Here is a 17,485-nt window from a genome sequence, read left to right as displayed (position 1 = left end):
CGCTTTTCCCGCAGGAGTCGCCGCCCTTCGTTCCAATCAACTTCTACATAAAGAACTCCCTATTCATATGTTGATGAAAAGTAAATTTTCGAAGTGATTAACCATATGACGAAGAATCAAATCAATGAACGTGAATAATTAGGAATGTTAACGATTGATCAATTGGTACCTGAAGAACATTTAGTACGAAAGCTAGAGGCTGCTATTGATTTTTCTTTCATATATCCAGGTAAAGAAACCATTGAGCATATCTTTGCGGATGCTTACTTTTAATGCCATGAATTTAATGAAACTCGCTACTTGGACGTGGCAAGTAGCTTGAGATGGGTAGAAAGTTTCCACTCTTAAACATATTCAGAGAAAAAAACTGACAAAAGGAATCGAGTGTGAATTTCTCGATTCCTTTCGTCTACAGTGTGAGAGGTGCCCTCTAAAATTGAGGTACCTCTTTTTCCATACTATCCGTTATTTTTAATAATCGCTTTTTCAACCAATTCAACAACTTGGTACATAATCGTCGCAAAAAATGCAATGATGAGAAGTGACATCAGAACAAGGTTAAAATTAAATACTTGAAAGCCATAGATAATTAAATAACCAAGCCCTTTTGAAGCTACTAAAAATTCTCCTACAATAACCCCTACCCACGACAAACCAACATTCACCTTCAAAGTTGAAATAATCGTAGGAAACGAGGCTGGCAAAATCACTTCTCGAAAAATTTGCCATCTTGTTGCTCCAAACGTTTGTAAAACTTTACTATAATTCGGATCGACTCCTTTAAAGGCCGTATACACAACAATGGTTGTAATAATGATAGATATCAATGCACCCATGGCTATAATGGAAAAATAACCTGGACCAAGCGCTACAATTAAAATAGGACCAAGCGCAACTTTTGGCATCGCATTTAAAATAACTAAATAAGGATCAAGTACCTTCGATAGCAAAGGTGACCACCATAAGACAACGGCAATTAACGTTCCTAGTAAAGTACCAGCTATAAAGCCAATAACCGTCTCCATTAATGTAACACCAACATGTAATGTTAAAGAACCATCACTTACTTTTCCAATAAATGTATACCAAACATGCGTTGGTGAGCTAAAAATTAAACGATCAATCCACTCTAGTCTTGATAGAAGTTCCCATCCTCCAAAGAATATTAGTAGAATAATAAGCTGATATAGCCGAACAAAACGTTTTTCTTTTTTTAATAATAACTGATATTGTTTAAATAATGTGTTATCCAAGGCTCTCCAGCTCCTTCCAAATCATTTGGAAAACATCTGCATAAGCTGGATGCTGTCTTACATCAAATGGTGATAGCTCACGAAGTTCTTTAGGTATTTCAAACACTTTGTGCAATGTCCCCGGATTTGCTGAAAATAGAAATACACGCTTACTCATTGCGATAGCCTCTCCGATATCATGTGTCACAAGAATAGCAGTCTTTTTATAAGTTTTTAATGTTTCTACAACTAAATCCTCAAGCTTTAATTTCGACTGATAATCAAGAGCCGAAAATGGTTCATCTAATAGTAAAATTTTTGGGTTCACAGCTAATGTACGAGCAAGTGCCACACGTTGCCTCATTCCCCCTGATAATTCTCGTGGATAATTTTTCCCGACATATGGTAAGCCGACTTCCTGCAAAAGTGCATTGGCTGTTACTTTATGTGTTTTATTGCTTCGTTCCATAATTTTCAAGCCGATTGTCACATTTTCTTCGATGGTCTTCCAAGGAAATAAATAGTCTTGCTGAAGCATATAGCCAATGTTAGATTGATTTTGTGCTGATAGTTTTTCACCATCTATATAGACGTTTCCTTCAGTTGCAGAAAACAAACCTGCGATGATCGATAATAATGTCGTCTTCCCACAGCCACTCGGTCCAATGAATGAGACAAATTCACCTTCATGAATCGCAAAACTGATATCACGTAATACTTCCTTTGCCTGAGTGCTTGAAAAATAGCTATGGTGAATATTCTCCAACTGTAAAAATCCCATGTTACTCGGCAGCCTTTTTGGCAAAGCTAGTATTCACAAGTTTTTCATACTCCACTCGTTGAGGAAGTTCACCTGCTTCCTCCATAATTGTTTGCAAATTATCCCACTCTCCTTCATCGAGAATCGGGTCAGTAGCATAAGAGCCTTGTGCTTTATAACGCTCAATTACTGTTTCAATTATCGCAATATCTACATTTTCAAAATATGGCTGGATAATTTTCGCCACTTCTGCAGCACTCTCGTTTTGTACAAATTCCTGTGCTCGTTGTAATGCATTTGTAAAAGCTTGAACGGTTTTAGCGTCATCCTTCAGATAACTACTTTTTGCCATAAAGGACGTGTAAGGGAGATTTCCAGACTCGGTACCAAACGAAGCTACAATATAACCCTTCCCTTCTTTCTCAAAGACGCTCGCAGTTGGTTCAAATAATTGTACATAGTCTCCAGTACCTGACGCAAAAGCTGTAGCAATATTAGCAAAATCAATATTTTGAATGAGCGTTAAATCTTTTATAGGGTCAATGCCATGTTTTTTCAGAACGAATTCTCCTGCCATTTGAGGCATACCACCTTTACGTTGCCCCAAAAACGTTGAACCTTTCAATTGATCCCATGAAAAACTATCCATCTTCTCCCTTGCCACTAAAAAGGTACCATCAGTTTGTGTTAACTGAGCAAAATTTTGAATGGGATCATTAGCCCCTTGTAAAGTCACATAAATAGACGTTTCCGATCCAACTAACGCAACATCAATCCCATCTGATAGTAACGCCGTCATTGTTTTATCGCCACCTGCAATCGTTTGTAGCTCAACAGAAAGACCCTCATCTTTGAAGAATCCTTTCTCAAGCGCTACATATTGAGGCGCATAGAAAATTGAACGAGTTACTTCTCCCACTTTGACTTTTTCTAGCTCTGCTTTATTACATGCCGTCAAAGAAAGGAGTAACAAAGCAATGACACTTAATAATAAACCTTTTGTAAGCCAACGCATTCCCTTTCCCCCTTGATGTGATGAAAATATGCCTATCGACATTAACATATTCACATAAGAAGATTTCGGTGCCTATCAATTTAAACAAAAGAAAACAGCCTTAGCACCATGATCGCTAAGGCTGTTTTTCAAAGTTATAAATGATTGTCACTGATTGGTAGCTTGCTGCTCTTCTCTTTTTTCACGCCATAATCTTGTTTTATAGACAATTAAAATCAAGGCCGCTACGATAAGACCTTCAATCATAGGCAAGAATAGGGCAAAAAATGTAAGCATGATGCAACCTAAAAACAGGAACGCATAAATAATAATATTTTGAGATAGTTTAAGCTTCTTGGCAAAGCCTAATTTATATACAATGGCAGAAAGTGCAAATACAAGAAGAAATACAACATAGCCTGCCATTTCATAGCTAGGTAAATTTTCATACAAAAATCTAGTGATACCCGCCATTCTTCCATAAACTCTTGTTGTTTCATCTGTATTTGTCTGTGCAGCAACTTGAATAACATGTAGTTCACCCAATAAAGCGGACTTAATATCCAAGACTCCTCTTCCTTTCATGTCAGCGGAAAATTATAGTTCTGCGTTACGTAATTTTTTCGCTGCTTTCTCACGTTCGTTTTTATCTAGAATTTTTTTACGAAGACGAATAGATTCTGGTGTGATTTCTAAGTACTCATCATCACCTAGGTATTCAAGAGCCTCTTCTAAAGATAAAATACGTGGTTTTTTAATAACATTCGTTTGATCTTTATTTGCTGAACGGATGTTTGTTTTTTGTTTCATTTTTGTGATGTTTACAGTGATATCAGCGTCACGAGTATTTTCCCCAACGATCATACCCTCGTAAATATCTGTTCCTGGCTCTAAGAACAGTGTACCACGATCTTCAATTTGCATCATACCATAAGTTGTTGATTTACCAGTTTCCATTGAAACTAGTACACCTTGGTGACGTCCACCAATTTTACCTGGTAGTAATGGTTGGTAGCAATCAAATGTATGGTTGATAATACCGAAACCTTTTGTCATCGACATGAATTCAGTCGTATAACCAATTAAACCACGAGCTGGTACTAAGAACGTTAAACGAACTTGACCACTGCCGTTGTTCACCATATCAAGCATTTCACCTTTACGTGTACCAATCGATTCAATAATTGAACCAACATTTTCTTCAGGTACATCGATTTGAACGCGTTCGAATGGTTCACATTTTACGCCGTCGATTTCACGTACAATTACTTGTGGTTTAGACACTTGTAATTCGAAACCTTCACGACGCATATTTTCAATAAGGATTGATAGGTGAAGCTCACCACGACCAGAAACTGTCCAAGCATCTGGAGAATCAGTATCTTCAACACGTAAAGACACGTCTGTTTGTAATTGAGCACGTAAACGCTCTTCTACTTTACGAGAAGTAACCCATTTCCCTTCACGACCAGCGAATGGAGAATTGTTTACTAAGAAAGTCATTTGTAAAGTTGGCTCATCGATACGTAAAGGTGTAAGCGCTTCTTGGTGCTCAACAGGGCAAACTGTTTCCCCTACGTTGATATCTTCCATACCTGAAACGGCGATTAAGTCACCAGCTTTAGCTGTCTCAACTTCTTCACGTTTTAAACCGAAGAAACCAAAGATTTTCGTTACACGGAAGTTTTTCACTGTACCGTCTAATTTCATCAGTGCAACTTGTTGACCTACAGAAATTGTTCCACGGAAAACGCGACCAATTCCGATACGTCCAACGAAGTCATTATAGTCAAGTAGAGCTACTTGGAATTGTAATGGATCTTCTGAGTTATCAATTGGTGCTGGAATAGCCTCAATAACTTTTTCGAATAGACATTTCATATTTTCTTCTTGTTTAGATGGATCTGCGTCCAAAGAAGCTGTACCATTTACACCTGATGCATAGACAACAGGGAAGTCTAATTGATCGTCATCTGCACCTAGCTCGATGAATAATTCAAGCACTTCGTCTACTACTTCTAGTGGGCGAGCTGAATCTTTGTCTACTTTATTAACAACAACGATCGGTGTTAAGCGTTGTTCCAATGCTTTTTTCAGTACGAAACGTGTTTGAGGCATACAACCCTCATACGCATCGACAACTAGTAAAACGCCGTCTACCATTTTTAAAATACGTTCTACCTCACCACCGAAGTCAGCGTGTCCAGGCGTATCAAGGATGTTGATACGAGTTCCTTCATAGTTTACTGCTGTATTTTTAGCTAAAATCGTAATACCACGTTCGCGTTCAATATCATTAGAGTCCATTGCACGTTCTTCAACACGTTCGTTTGAACGGAATGTACCTGATTGTTTTAGTAATTGGTCGACTAAAGTAGTTTTACCATGGTCAACGTGGGCGATAATTGCGATATTGCGAAGATCTTGACGTAAGTTTGTCATTATTCCACTCCATATTCTTTTTTCGAATGTTTAACTGTGATATTATAGCACAAGAAGGATAGAAATGTCCTTATTAGAATTTCCATCATTCTAAAAAATATATTTAAATCACAAATTTTTATATAGGAGGCTCGGCTATGAATCGTGCAAAAATCGTAATGGCCATCTATGCATTAGCAGCTGTATTAGCAATGTGCTCTATCGGCTATTCTGTGGCAGCTAGTAGTGTATTTGGTGCAATAGCAGGCATTGTGGCTACTTGTGTCATTTTCATGACAGCCTTTAAAATGAAGCGTAAACTACGTGCGCAAGGATTACTTTAATAAAAAAAAGGGGCTGTCTAAAAAAATAGACAGCTCCTTTTTATTCATAAGGCACAATATATTTTTCTAATAATTCTTTATGAATAGAGGGATTGGCTATGATAAAAGTATCTTGATGTAGGAAATCAAAGCCTTCTCCATGTAAATTTGTTGCAATTGCCCCAACTTCCTGTGCAATGATGGTCCCTCCTGCAATATCCCATGGTGCTAGACGCATGGAAACATAAGCATCCAATTTACCACTAACAACAAAGGCTATTTCCATGGCTGCTGATCCGTAAGACCGTGTACCACGCACTTTACGTACCATTTCTATTACTTTTTCATGGTGAATATGTCGATTGGGTGCTACCCAATGTGCATTGATACCAATGACGGACTCTTCCATTGTAACAGCTTGTAGTTTTCGCAATGGTGACTCATTATACCATGCCCCTTGTCCTGCGATGGCATTAAATAGATCCTCACGCATAACATCAAATATGTAACCTAATTTTCCTACGCCATGCACAAAAATACCAATAGAAATCATAAAATGACGATGCTGCTTGACGAAATTCATCGTGCCATCAATTGGATCAATAATCCAGACGACACCATCTAACGATTCAACCTTTTCGCCCATTCCTTCTTCCCCTAAGATTTTGTGGGTTGGATCAAAAGCTTTAATTTGCTCGATAAAGAATAATTCGGTCTCTCGGTCAATATTTGTCACAAGGTCATTTGCACCTGATTTTGTTTCAACCACCAAATTATACGAAAAAGCCTCTCGAATACGTCTCCCAGCTTCAAAAATGATACTTTTCGCAAATTCATCAATTTTTTGTAAATCCACTAAAAACCCACCCTTCGAATATAAGAAAAGGCTCATTCTTTCTCTCGCTCTTCGTATGCTAATCATACCTTTTCCCACTACTTAACACTAATTTTTGCTTTACAAAACATAGGACTGATATTTCATTATGATATACACTCTATTTTACCCTTTGTCACAATAAAAATCACCTGCTGTCGAAATATTCAGCAAGTGATTTTTTAAATAGGTATAAGATTTTGATTACGCATAGGCGTGAAAACTTTCAAGTTCCATCTGAATTTCTGACAGACGTTTTTTACTTTTTTCAATCTCAACATCATTTTTTTCATTCATCGCAGCAAAGAGCGAGGCTAATTCATAATCTAATTCTAATTGTAAAATGTGTTCATATTGCTTTTCAATGTCAACTTTACGTATAATTTTTATGATTGGTTTCATAAAAAACACTTCCTTTTTTAATTTTTTTTCACAAAAACTTTTGTAAATCGCTAAAGTTCTTGTTATAAGATTTTTCCCCAAATTTAGCGTAAAATAAACCTTATAAAACGAAAGGAGTAAAATAAAATTGCAAAAAATAAAGTGGACAAACAAAGACTTTAATGTTTTTAAAATAGACGGTTTGGACCAAAGAATGGATGCTTTAAATGTAAATGTACGTCCAAAGTTTCATCAGCTTGGAGAAGGTTTTTCGATATATTTCTCTAGCCAATTAGGGGAAGAATTCTTTCCACACGTTGCCAAACATGCTCGAAGAACTGTCAACCCGCCTAAAGACAGTTGGGTTGCCTTCGCTCCTTATAAAAGAGGTTATAAATCATTGCCTCACTTTCAGATTGGTCTATGGCACACACATTTATTCATCGTCTTAGCTATTATTTATGAAGCACCACAAAAAAATGTGATGGCTGAACGTTTACTAGCTCATAAATCTTTACTGGATCAGCTTCCTAATGATTTTATTGTGTCAGGAGACCATATGTCCCCTGAAGCCATTTCTCTCGAAGAGGCAAAAGAAGACAAGCTTGAAGCACTGCTTATACGCCTACGAGATGTCAAAAAAGGTGAGTTTTTAATTGGCCGTCATATTCCAAAAGAGCAAGCGACAAAGCTAACAGCCAGCGAATTAAACCAATTAACAGAAGAAACATTTAATAGCTTACTTCCTCTTTACAACGTCATTGTTGGAAAATAACCTTACTTAAAATGTGTAAAAAGGTACCTAATTAAGCGTTTTATTGATGTAGTTTATGCAAAATGTCGGTTTTTAACACAAAAAATTAAAAAGTGGATGTGAGTTGTTCTCACATCCACTTTTTTATCGACCATTTTTAGGCACAACTTTTATGATTGCACCATCTTCCGCTTCTTTTGTTTGTTTCACGACAGGATAGCTAATATAGCCACTTGCCTCTTCAAATTCGCGAAATATTGATTTTTCTTCAGCCTGTGAAGGAACAATCTCTTTAAAGCGACGATATTTAGCTAGCATGACTTCACGCTTGATGCCCTTTTCATAAGCTTTCTCAATCCCTTCGAAGAATTGAATAACATCCACTATCTCCTCTGTGGACCAATCAGTTGAAAACGGATAAGAATATTCCATTCGACAAAACCACCTTTACGTTATTGCCCCCATTTTAACCGGATACTTTCAGCTTCTGCAACCATTCGATTAATTAATTCTTCAACTGTTGGGATATCATGAATCATTCCCGTCACTTGCCCAGCCCAACCAAAGCCTTGATCCTTATCGCCATCGTAAATAAAACGCTTATTGGCTGAACCACTTATATAGTCTTTTAAAGCATCATAAGATGGCGTTTTTTCCTCAATTTCTAAAATTTTTGCCGTAAATTCATTGCGTAAAGCTCTTGCTGGAGCACCAATAGAACGCTTAATGATCGTCGTATCAGCCTCTGTGCTTGCGATTAACGCTTCCTTATAAGCCTTCGATGCATCGACACACTCCTTTGTTGCAATAAAACGAGTACCCATTTCAATGCCTTCAGCACCCAGCATGTGTGCCGCCATCCAGCCTCGACCATCGCCAATGCCTCCAGAAGCTATGACTGGTATTTTCACACTATCGACCACTTGAGGAACTAGCACCATTGTGCCAACATCATCACGTCCCAGATGACCTCCACCCTCTTGACCAACTACCATCACAGCATCCGCTCCAAGCTGTTCAGCTTTTTGAGCTTGTCTTCGAGCAGCTACAAGTACCAATTTTTTTATATCCGTTCCTGCTAACAACTCAAATATCGGCGCTGGATTTCCTCCAGTCATTGTCACTACGGGTACTTCTTCCTCGACAGCAACACGCACCATCTCCTCATAGCCTGTGCCATGCATACCAATAGCGAAATTTACGCCAAACGGTTTATCTGTTAATGTTCGTACTTTATGGATCTCCGCTCGTAATAAATCAGGATTTTGTAAACTCATGGCCGTGATTTGCCCTAGACCTCCAGCATTCGACACAGCTGCTGCTAAATCAGCGTATGCTAGATAGGCTAATCCCCCTTGAATAATCGGGTATTTAACCTGTAAAAGCTCCGTCACACGTGTATTCCAATTCATAATACCACCCCTTTCGTTCAATACTAATTTCTCGATATCCCGAAAAAATCCTTTTATTTTTATGAAAAGTCTATTTTTTCGTGTCGTTAGGTGCTATAATTCATTTGTTTTCTTAGATATTAAAAAGTGAGGTGGTACCTGCGTTGTCACAACTAGAGACTCCATTGTTCGACGTATTACTTAAACATCGGAACAGACATCCCATACAGTTCCATATTCCAGGCCATAAGAAAGGGCAAGGGATGGACCCTGCTTTCCGAGAATTCGTCGGCGACAACGTTTTATCAATAGATTTAATTAATATTGCTCCACTAGACGATTTACATTCACCAAAGGGTGCTATTAAAGAAGCGCAAAACCTTGCAGCTGAGGCCTTTGGTGCTGATCATACATTCTTTTCCGTTCAAGGTACTAGTGGCGCCATCATGACGATGATTCTGACCGTCGTCGGTCCAGGTGATAAAATTCTAGTGCCGCGGAATGTTCATAAATCTATTATGTCGGCGATTGTGTTCGCTGGTGCAATTCCGATTTTTATCCATCCTGAAGTCGACAGTGAATATGGGATCTCTCATGGCATATCTCCAGAAGCTGTCGAAAAAGCGTTGAATGCTTATCCAGATACAAAAGCAGTACTTGTTATTAATCCAACATATTTTGGCTTTACAGCTGATTTAAAACGTATTGTCGAAATCGCTCATAGCCGCAATATTCCTGTAGTAGTGGATGAAGCTCACGGTGTACACATAAAATTCCATGACGACCTACCGTATTCAGCAATGGAGGCAGGTGCTGATATGGCCGCTACAAGTGTACACAAGCTTGGTGGCTCCATGACACAAACTTCCATTCTAAATGTACGTGAAGGTCTTGTTTCAGCAAAACGTGTACAAGCTGTGTTTTCCATGCTAACAACTACATCAACTTCGTATCCATTACTTGCTTCGCTTGATACAGCTCGACGTCAGCTAGCTATTCATGGGTATGATTTAATCGACGATGCACTTCGTTTAGCAAAAGATGCACGTAAACGCATCAATCAAATACCGCATTTAAAATGTGCAGGTAAGGAAAAATTGCATTCATCTGCAACTTATGACATGGACCCATTAAAACTTCTTATTAGTGTGAAAGATTTAGGCATTTCTGGGCACAGAGCAGAAGAATGGTTACGTTATAACGCCAATATTGAAGTAGAATTGTCTGACCTTTATAACATTTTATGTTTAGTGACATTAGGAGATACGAAAAAAGAAATTAATCTATTGGTGAATGCACTAACCCGTATGTCAAAAGCATTTGATTCTGAAGCGGCTATTACTGAAGCTGTTGTAAATGTGCCAGAAATCCCAGCTCTTGCTATGTCACCTCGTGATGCATTTTATGCAGATACTGAAGTGGTTCCACTGGCAGAAGCAGACAACTGTATTTGTGCGGAATTTATAATGGTATATCCTCCTGGTATTCCAATTTTTATTCCCGGGGAAATAATTACCCAAGAAAATATTCATTATATTCAAATGAATATTGAAGCTGGTTTACCAGTACAAGGACCAGAGGATACAACATTAAAAACTATTCGTGTCATAAAAGAACGCAAACCTATTTTCTAAAAATCGAAAGTTAGCTCTTCATTGTGAAGAGCTAGCTTTTTTCATTATCTATCAAAACACAGAAGTAAGTATATCTATGAGAAATAATAACCACAGATAATTCAATAAAAAATCGCCCATTGTTTTATATCATTGCTGTTTTAGAAATTTCTTATTACCTGTAATCATGAAATCTGATACAGTTCGCTTAACTTAATGAAATTATCTATATCAAGATAACATTTTCCTCATTCCCATTTAGACATAGCTTGCCGTGAAATATTCAAATACTCACCCACAACATCTTGTGTATAACGATGTTGTTCTCTTAATTTTTTTCAATGATTTTCTAAATTCATTGGTATTCAATTACCATTTTTTTGGTAAACAGATATTGCTCGAGAATTTTTTATTGCATTTTCTCAACGACTAGTTGCATTTATAAACTCCCTATTAAATAAGCTAAAATTTTGAATACATAATGTATATTATTTACAATATAGAAAAAGGGAGTGAATTAGATGAATACATGGGATCAACGTTTTCAAGGAACTGAATACGTTTATGGGGAACAACCAAATACCTTTATTAAAGATTATGTATATTCTTTAAAAGAATGCCCTAATATCGCTGCCTACGCAGAGGGTGAAGGACGCAATGCTGTTTTTTTAGCCTCAAAGGGACATACCGTCACTGCCTATGATTATGCACAAAGTGGTCTTCAAAAAACTGAACAATTAGCATTAAAGCACCATGTTACAGTTCAAACTGTGCTAGCAGATTTACTTCTCGATGAGCTTCCTGAGAATATGTATGATGCTGCCATTATGGTATTTGGACATTTTCCAGTGAAGCAACAGCAAGCCGTTATAGAGAAGATTATCAATTCAGTAAAACCAGGTGGACGCATCATGATGGAGCTATACTCCATTTATCAAATCCCTTATGCTTCAGGTGGTCCGCAACAGCTCGATTTTTTATATGACCCTCTACATGTACTTCAATGGTGTCATGCTCATAAAATCATACATTACTTTACAGGTGAGCAAGTTCGTCATGAGGGATTGTTACATACGGGGCTGGCACACACCATTCAATTGATTATCGAAAAAAACTAAAGGAGATGTCTCAAATGACTTTTGAGACATCTCCTTTTTTGTGCGAAAGAAAATGATACGAATCAGCCGTAAAAAGTGAGAATACGTGCTTGTTCTTTACTTATTAGCCATCTGCTTTACATAAATAAATAGACAAATAAAGGACAGAAAAATGCTCCAATCACTGCCGTTAAGCCCATAGATAATGAACCCACTGATAGTTCCTGTTCCCCATATTCTCTTAATTTTACAAGACCTACACCATGTGAGGCACTACCTACTGCAACACCTCTACTAACAGGCGAATCAATTTTGCCATATTTAATGACTAATGGTCCGATAATAGCCCCCACAAACCCTGCAATCATGACAAAAACAGCGGTTAAAGGTGGAATACCTCCAATTGTTTCACTTACCTGCATCCCAACAGGCGTTGTTAATGATTTAGGTAAGGCTGTCAGCATCCAACTAGCCTCGACACCGATCATTTTAAGTAACACAAAAATTGTCGCTAAACCAGTAATCATGCCGATTATAAGACCTGATAAAATAGAATATTTATATTTCGAAATAATAGCTCGCTGATTATAGAGCGGATATGCAAGTGCAACAACAGCTGGCCCTAACATTTTTTGAAGCCATTCCCCACCTTCCATATAAGTTGCATATGGAATATCAAATACAAGCAAAATAACTGCACTGACAATCGTAGTTGTGACTAATGGAATCATGATAGGATGTGGGAATCGCTGATAAAGCTTTGTAAATAATATGAACATTATAATAGTGCTAAGGACAACAATTGCTTCAATCAACCGATAACTCTCCCTTCCCTTCTTCAACTGTGGTTTCAGTGCTTTCTTTTTTCGCCAATTCCTTCTTCTCGATGATTTGTGTCAGCTGACCAGTTACATAAATAGAGATTAACGTACTAGCAATAACTGCTAAAATAATGAGCTGGCCAGTTATTGACATGAGTTCTGGATAATCAATTACGCCTACCGTTGCTGGAATGAAAAACAACGTTAAAATGCCAATTAAAAACCCTGCGCCATCTTGAATATATTCAACCTTAATGATTTTAAAATTGAGTGAAAGTGCTAATAACAGTAATCCAATGACACTTCCTGGAAGAGGTATGTGCAAATAAGATACAATGCCTACCCCCATGTAATAAAAAATAGTAAGTATGCCAATTTGAACAATGATACGAATAACTCGCAACAACAACGCAGCAAAATTTTCGTTTAACATTTCGCCACTTTTCACCCCCTATACCGTACATTCTACATCTGCAGGAATTTTCTGTCTATTAGAATTTTAGAAAAACAATGATCAGTTACAGAAAAAATCAAACACTTCTATAATACAGTATTAAAATTCTTTTTTTCCAAAAATCACGATTTTACTTAGGTAAAATTGTATTGTTGTTTGTGATGCCCTTATGCTCAGACAGTTAAAATAACATCCTTATATTTTTATCAGTAGCTGCCAAGGTCAATTAGAACATACGCTACATATTTTAATCACTATCTAGCAAATTTTTAAAATCTTCTATATAATCAAAAATTACACAAGTTACTAGTTTTTTCACTATTAAAATTTCCAATATGTACGATAAGGTGGGATTTCGATTATCTTTAAAACATTAACACTCCAAACTCGCTTTGCCTATTATAGTAGTTTTTTAATTTTTATTATTGTCACTTTAGCCGGTTTACTTTTTTATGTAACAATTTCGGATGCATTGCAAACGCAAATTGGTAACCGAGCGCTATATTTGGCGGAAACAACTGCCAGTAGAGGCGATGTTATAGCAGCCTTTCACACAGACAACCCATCAGAAAATCTACAAAAAATTAGCGATGAAATTATGCACGCTGCAAATGCGACTTATGTTGTAATAGGTGATAAAGATGGGATTCGCTACACCCATCCGATCGCTGACCGAATTGGTAAATCCATGGTTGGTGATGATAATGACAGGGCGTTGATAAACGGTGAATCTTATATTTCAATCGCTGATGGTTCAATGGGACATTCCATTCGTGGGAAAGCACCTATTTTTGACACAAATGGCTCTATTATAGGTGTTGTATCAATTGGCTACTTAACAAGTGAATTAGATAACTTATACCTTTTATACCTTGATAATATTTTTTATACGATGGTAATTGCACTAAGTATCGGTATTATCGGCTCTATTTTTTTATCCCGAAATATTAAAAAGCAAATTTTTAATTTGGAGCCCAATGAAATTGCTAGCCTATTAACAGAAAAAAATACTTTAATTGAATCAGTTCGTGAAGCTATTATTACCGTAAATGAACAAGGCGAAATTACAACCTTAAATAATGCTGCCGCCAATATCTTAAATTTTACCGACACAACTTTTATCATTGGTGATAATATCGAGCAACATATACCAAATACACATCTTCTTAATGTATTAATGAATGGTGAAAAACAGTTAGATAAATTAATGAATGTCAACGGCCATGAAATTATCGTAAACCGTGTTCCTATGAAGGTGAATGGTAAAATTGTCGGTGCTGTTGCAAGCTTCCGTTTACAATCAGAAATTGAACAAATGGCTATTGAATTATCACAAGTAAAACAATATACGGAATCTTTACGTGCACAAACACATGAATTTAAAAATGTCCTTTATACAATTTCAGGCCTTATTCAATTAAATGCATCCGAGGAAGCCCTATCTATTATTCATAAAGAAGTACAAGGACACTCCTCTCTAACACAATTTATTACAAATCGTGTGAAAGACCCATTTTTAAATGGTGTAATTATCGGATTTTTTAATCGCGCTCGTGAATTAAAGATTCAATTGATTTTTGATGAGGATAGTTATTTAGAAAATTTTCCTGAAAATATCGAAAAAAGTCTTATCATTTCAATTATGGGCAATTTATTAACCAATGCTTTTGAAGAGGTTGAAAAAAATAAAAAGCAACACCGAATCGTAAGGCTTTTTATATTGGATAATGGAGAGGAAATCATCTTTGAGGTCGAGGACTCCGGTAATGGTTTAGCACAAGAAAAACTAGATGTACTATTTTCAGAAAATATCTCTACAAAAGATAAGAAGCATCGAGGCTATGGGTTAAAGAAAGTAATTTCCAGCATACATGATCTAAACGGCTCACTCGCTCTTGGAGAAGGCGATTTAGGAGGTGCTCTATTCATCGTATCTATTAGCAAAAGGGGGACGATCATTAATGAATGATATTGAAGTGCTAGTAATTGAAGACGATGTACGTGTAGCAGACGTACATTGTCGTTTTTTAGAGAAAATTGAAGGCTTTACAGTAATTGCGTGCGCCAACACTGGTGAAGAAGCTTTAGATTGGCTTCAATCATTTTCACCACATCTTATATTACTCGATGTATTTTTACCAGATATTCTTGGCGTAGATTTGATTGATAAAATCAATGAAGTAAGCCCAACTAGTAGCATCATTTTAATTACCGCAGCCACAGAGGCACACATTGTACAAAAAGCATATCTGAAAAATGTTACGGACTATATTTTAAAGCCATTTACATTCGATCAGCTAAAAGAAAGTATAGGAAAATTCCATTTCAATCATTTATTGCTGCAAAAGAATGAGAGATTCACACAAGAAAAAATTCAATATCTATGGCCAAAAGCTGCTTCAACCATTCCTCAAGATACACCATTACTTTTACCGAAAGGCATTGATTCAACAACTATGAATCATGTTATCAATTATTTAAGTACAATGAAGGATGGTAGTACAGCTGAACTATTAGGAAAGAATATCGGTGTTAGTCGTTCCACCGCTCGTCGTTATTTAGAATTTTTAGTTACACAAAAGCAGGCATATACTGAACTGACCTATGGAACAGTTGGTCGCCCTGAACGACGATACTTTATTTCCAAATAAACTTTATGAACAAAATGACGTTAATCCACATTATTATCACAATATTTAAACAATTTTGATATAAGTTATAGTAATGGTAGCGCTAAATTGATAGCGCTACCATTTTATTTATTTAGGGGGATTTTTATGTTGAGGCAAATTTCGAAAATAATGGTAACTGGCTTACTATTTACTAGTTTGGTTGGCTGTTCATCATCAAATGGAGAAACAACTGATGAAAAGAAAACAAGTGATTATCCGAAAAGCAATATTACTATTGTTGCTCCATCAGGGGCTGGTGGTGGATGGGATTTGACAGCTCGTGCGCTAGCAAAAACAATGAATGATACAAGTTTAATTGACAAGGCGATTCAAGTTGAGAACAAGCCCGGCGGCGGTGGTGCTGCCTTTATGGCAACATTTGCTACAAAGGAAGTAAATAATGATTATATGTTAATGGTTAAATCGCCTCCTATTCTTATAAATCATGAAAAGGCTGAAGGAAATAGTAAATTTGGCTACAAGGACACTACACCTTTAGCGCAGTTAACACGTGACTATGGGGCAATCGTTGTTAAACAGGATTCTCCATTCCAAACACTTGATGATGTATTAAATGCCCTGAAAACTTCGCCAAAAGACGTCACATTAGCAGGTGGCTCTGCACCAGGCTCTATGGATCATCTAGTCGGAATTATTCCGGCTTATAAAGCTGGCATTGACTTAAAAACAATTAAATATGTTTCTTATGATGGAGGCGGTGAGGCTGTAACAGCATTATTAGGTGGCAATGCTGATGTTATTGCAACAGATGCTTCCACAATTGCTACTTATGTTAAATCTGGAGATGTACGTGTATTAGCTGTAAGTTCATCTGAACGCTTAGAAGGTGAGCTAGCTGAAGTGCCAACATTTAAAGAGGCTGGTATTGATGAAGAATTTACAATTTGGCGTGGTATTTTTGGCCCGAAGAATATGAGTGAAGATGCGATTGCCTATTGGTCTGAAAAATTACAAGCAATGTCTGAATCAGAGGAATGGCAAGCTGAAGTAACACGTAATGGTTGGCAAGCTGAATACCGCAATTCTAATGAATTTACAGCTTATCTAGATAATCAAAATAAAATAATCGTTGAACTGTTAACTGCTCTAGGTATGCAAAAATAAAAATAACATTTGTCAAAAAAAGGCGCACAAGTATTTCCATAAAATATTGAACTACTTGTGTAACCTTCAATTATTGTCAGTGGAGGTGTAAAACGATTGAACCATACATTTGATAAAACATTTAGCATTATCCTACTAGCACTAAGCATTTTATTTGTCTTTCAAGCAACGCAAATTTCTGATAGTGCTTATGGGTCTACTGTCGGCCCTACAATATTTCCACTAGGTTTAGGCATTATTTTAGGTTTGTTAAGTCTTCAATTATTTTATGAATCATGGAAAAATGCTGTGAGAGAGCGAATCACTGGAGGACCCACAACATCTTCTAAAACCTCCTCTACAGAGCTTAAAAAGTTTTTATTCATTTTTGGTAGTGCTATAGCCTATGTATTTTTCCTTGAAAAAATCGGTTATATGATTACAACATTTTTATTTCTGTGCATCAGCTTCCAAGTGATGCAACGATCTAAGCTTATCTATTCCATCCTTATTGCAGCTGGATTTTCACTGGGTGTCTATTATGTATTTACAAGTTTACTAGGAGGATCTTTGCCTAGTTTCCCAACTTTTTAG

20 protein-coding genes and 1 pseudogene are annotated in these 17,485 nt (G+C 36.8%); 9 read left to right on the top strand and 12 right to left on the bottom strand.

The window, feature by feature from the left end; genetic code table 11:
- The first annotated feature begins 144 nt into the window (after positions 1–144).
- Entirely contained in the window at positions 145–273 is a 129-nt protein-coding gene (locus GJU32_RS23595; RefSeq protein WP_274381816.1) for a hypothetical protein, read from the top strand.
- 185 nt (positions 274–458) lie between these two features.
- Here the strand turns inward: GJU32_RS23595 and GJU32_RS11965 are convergent, their stop codons facing one another.
- The 5 genes from GJU32_RS11965 to typA all read right to left on the bottom strand — a co-directional run bounded on the left by GJU32_RS11965 (position 459) and on the right by typA (position 5,428).
- Positions 459–1,253, bottom strand: a complete 795-nt coding sequence (locus tag GJU32_RS11965) for an ABC transporter permease (RefSeq protein WP_155592175.1) — start codon at positions 1,251–1,253, stop codon at positions 459–461.
- Positions 1,246–2,013: an ABC transporter ATP-binding protein gene (locus tag GJU32_RS11960; protein WP_155592174.1), complete on the bottom strand. Its 768-nt coding sequence runs from the start codon at positions 2,011–2,013 to the stop codon at positions 1,246–1,248. The genes GJU32_RS11965 and GJU32_RS11960 overlap by 8 nt, the downstream gene beginning before the upstream one ends.
- Position 2,014: 1 nt before the next feature.
- A complete protein-coding gene (locus GJU32_RS11955) occupies positions 2,015–3,007 on the bottom strand; it encodes an ABC transporter substrate-binding protein (RefSeq protein ID WP_155592173.1) in 993 nt (330 codons plus the stop codon).
- A gap of 147 nt (positions 3,008–3,154) precedes the next feature.
- On the bottom strand, positions 3,155–3,553 hold the full coding sequence (locus GJU32_RS11950; RefSeq protein WP_155592172.1) for a YlaH-like family protein: 399 nt from the start codon (positions 3,551–3,553) through the stop codon (positions 3,155–3,157).
- 30 nt (positions 3,554–3,583) lie between these two features.
- Complete coding sequence (gene typA / locus GJU32_RS11945; protein ID WP_155592171.1) at positions 3,584–5,428, bottom strand: translational GTPase TypA; 1,845 nt, start codon at positions 5,426–5,428, stop codon at positions 3,584–3,586.
- Between the two features lie 137 nt (positions 5,429–5,565).
- Here typA and GJU32_RS11940 point away from each other — a divergent pair, with 137 nt between their 5' ends.
- Positions 5,566–5,751: a DUF5325 family protein gene (locus tag GJU32_RS11940; protein ID WP_155592170.1), complete on the top strand. Its 186-nt coding sequence runs from the start codon at positions 5,566–5,568 to the stop codon at positions 5,749–5,751.
- A gap of 40 nt (positions 5,752–5,791) precedes the next feature.
- Here GJU32_RS11940 and GJU32_RS11935 read toward each other — a convergent pair whose 3' ends face one another.
- The gene (locus GJU32_RS11935; RefSeq protein WP_155592169.1) at positions 5,792–6,586 is read right to left on the bottom strand and encodes an inositol monophosphatase family protein; all 795 of its coding nucleotides are present in this window, start codon (positions 6,584–6,586) and stop codon (positions 5,792–5,794) included.
- 222 nt (positions 6,587–6,808) lie between these two features.
- Positions 6,809–7,006, bottom strand: a complete 198-nt coding sequence (locus GJU32_RS11930) for a hypothetical protein (protein ID WP_155592168.1) — start codon at positions 7,004–7,006, stop codon at positions 6,809–6,811.
- A 127-nt stretch (positions 7,007–7,133) separates the two neighbouring features.
- Here GJU32_RS11930 and GJU32_RS11925 point away from each other — a divergent pair, with 127 nt between their 5' ends.
- On the top strand, positions 7,134–7,760 hold the full coding sequence (locus tag GJU32_RS11925; protein WP_155592167.1) for a YktB family protein: 627 nt from the start codon (positions 7,134–7,136) through the stop codon (positions 7,758–7,760).
- A 123-nt stretch (positions 7,761–7,883) separates the two neighbouring features.
- Here the strand turns inward: GJU32_RS11925 and GJU32_RS11920 are convergent, their stop codons facing one another.
- Together GJU32_RS11920 and GJU32_RS11915 are read right to left on the bottom strand one after the other, a co-directional pair.
- On the bottom strand, positions 7,884–8,171 hold the full coding sequence (locus GJU32_RS11920) for a UPF0223 family protein (RefSeq protein WP_155592166.1): 288 nt from the start codon (positions 8,169–8,171) through the stop codon (positions 7,884–7,886).
- Between the two features lie 20 nt (positions 8,172–8,191).
- Positions 8,192–9,151: an NAD(P)H-dependent flavin oxidoreductase gene (locus GJU32_RS11915; RefSeq protein WP_155592165.1), complete on the bottom strand. Its 960-nt coding sequence runs from the start codon at positions 9,149–9,151 to the stop codon at positions 8,192–8,194.
- A gap of 143 nt (positions 9,152–9,294) precedes the next feature.
- Between GJU32_RS11915 and GJU32_RS11910 the strand changes: the two genes are divergently transcribed.
- Positions 9,295–10,764, top strand: a complete 1,470-nt coding sequence (locus tag GJU32_RS11910) for an aminotransferase class I/II-fold pyridoxal phosphate-dependent enzyme (RefSeq protein WP_155592164.1) — start codon at positions 9,295–9,297, stop codon at positions 10,762–10,764.
- Between the two features lie 227 nt (positions 10,765–10,991).
- Here GJU32_RS11910 and GJU32_RS23765 read toward each other — a convergent pair.
- Positions 10,992–11,069 (bottom strand): annotated as a pseudogene (locus tag GJU32_RS23765) (XRE family transcriptional regulator); the annotation flags it as partial.
- A gap of 195 nt (positions 11,070–11,264) precedes the next feature.
- On the opposite strand from GJU32_RS23765, the gene GJU32_RS11905 reads away from it, so the two are divergent.
- Positions 11,265–11,861 (top strand): class I SAM-dependent methyltransferase, encoded by a 597-nt coding sequence (locus GJU32_RS11905; RefSeq protein WP_155592163.1) that lies wholly within the window; start codon positions 11,265–11,267, stop codon positions 11,859–11,861.
- 116 nt (positions 11,862–11,977) lie between these two features.
- On the opposite strand, the gene GJU32_RS11900 is transcribed toward GJU32_RS11905, so the two are convergent.
- Both GJU32_RS11900 and GJU32_RS11895 read right to left on the bottom strand, forming a co-directional pair.
- Positions 11,978–12,619, bottom strand: coding sequence for an LrgB family protein (locus GJU32_RS11900; RefSeq protein WP_230875028.1), 642 nt, complete (start codon positions 12,617–12,619; stop codon positions 11,978–11,980).
- Positions 12,620–12,647: 28 nt separating this feature from the next.
- On the bottom strand, positions 12,648–13,094 hold the full coding sequence (locus GJU32_RS11895; RefSeq protein WP_230875027.1) for a CidA/LrgA family protein: 447 nt from the start codon (positions 13,092–13,094) through the stop codon (positions 12,648–12,650).
- A 493-nt stretch (positions 13,095–13,587) separates the two neighbouring features.
- Here GJU32_RS11895 and GJU32_RS11890 point away from each other — a divergent pair, with 493 nt between their 5' ends.
- The 4 genes from GJU32_RS11890 to GJU32_RS11875 all read left to right on the top strand — a co-directional run bounded on the left by GJU32_RS11890 (position 13,588) and on the right by GJU32_RS11875 (position 17,485).
- On the top strand, positions 13,588–15,084 hold the full coding sequence (locus GJU32_RS11890; protein ID WP_230875026.1) for an ATP-binding protein: 1,497 nt from the start codon (positions 13,588–13,590) through the stop codon (positions 15,082–15,084).
- On the top strand, positions 15,077–15,766 hold the full coding sequence (locus GJU32_RS11885) for a response regulator (protein WP_155592159.1): 690 nt from the start codon (positions 15,077–15,079) through the stop codon (positions 15,764–15,766). Before GJU32_RS11890 ends, GJU32_RS11885 begins: the two co-directional genes overlap by 8 nt.
- A gap of 126 nt (positions 15,767–15,892) precedes the next feature.
- Positions 15,893–16,912, top strand: a complete 1,020-nt coding sequence (locus GJU32_RS11880) for a tripartite tricarboxylate transporter substrate binding protein (protein WP_155592158.1) — start codon at positions 15,893–15,895, stop codon at positions 16,910–16,912.
- Positions 16,913–17,008: 96 nt separating this feature from the next.
- Entirely contained in the window at positions 17,009–17,485 is a 477-nt protein-coding gene (locus GJU32_RS11875) for a tripartite tricarboxylate transporter TctB family protein (RefSeq protein WP_155592157.1), read from the top strand.

The organism is Lysinibacillus cavernae, assembly GCF_009724685.1.
Classification (GTDB): Bacteria; Bacillota; Bacilli; order Bacillales_A; family Planococcaceae; genus Lysinibacillus; species Lysinibacillus cavernae.
Note: the sequence above shows the minus strand (reverse complement) of the source record. Positions and strands in the feature narration are given on the sequence as shown.

Bases quoted from the DNA above. Each gene is read 5' to 3' on its own strand.
- GJU32_RS23595 (WP_274381816.1), top strand. From the start codon at position 145: ATGTTAACGATTGATCAATTGGTACCTGAAGAACATTTAGTACGAAAG.
- GJU32_RS11960 (WP_155592174.1), bottom strand. From the start codon at position 2,013: ATGGGATTTTTACAGTTGGAGAATATTCACCATAGCTATTTTTCAAGC.
- GJU32_RS11955 (WP_155592173.1), bottom strand. From the start codon at position 3,007: ATGCGTTGGCTTACAAAAGGTTTATTATTAAGTGTCATTGCTTTGTTA.
- typA (WP_155592171.1), bottom strand. From the start codon at position 5,428: ATGACAAACTTACGTCAAGATCTTCGCAATATCGCAATTATCGCCCAC.
- GJU32_RS11940 (WP_155592170.1), top strand. From the start codon at position 5,566: ATGAATCGTGCAAAAATCGTAATGGCCATCTATGCATTAGCAGCTGTA.
- GJU32_RS11930 (WP_155592168.1), bottom strand. From the start codon at position 7,006: ATGAAACCAATCATAAAAATTATACGTAAAGTTGACATTGAAAAGCAA.
- GJU32_RS11920 (WP_155592166.1), bottom strand. From the start codon at position 8,171: ATGGAATATTCTTATCCGTTTTCAACTGATTGGTCCACAGAGGAGATA.
- GJU32_RS11915 (WP_155592165.1), bottom strand. From the start codon at position 9,151: ATGAATTGGAATACACGTGTGACGGAGCTTTTACAGGTTAAATACCCG.
- GJU32_RS11905 (WP_155592163.1), top strand. From the start codon at position 11,265: ATGAATACATGGGATCAACGTTTTCAAGGAACTGAATACGTTTATGGG.
- GJU32_RS11900 (WP_230875028.1), bottom strand. From the start codon at position 12,619: ATGTTCATATTATTTACAAAGCTTTATCAGCGATTCCCACATCCTATC.
- GJU32_RS11895 (WP_230875027.1), bottom strand. From the start codon at position 13,094: ATGTTAAACGAAAATTTTGCTGCGTTGTTGTTGCGAGTTATTCGTATC.
- GJU32_RS11885 (WP_155592159.1), top strand. From the start codon at position 15,077: ATGAATGATATTGAAGTGCTAGTAATTGAAGACGATGTACGTGTAGCA.
- GJU32_RS11880 (WP_155592158.1), top strand. From the start codon at position 15,893: ATGTTGAGGCAAATTTCGAAAATAATGGTAACTGGCTTACTATTTACT.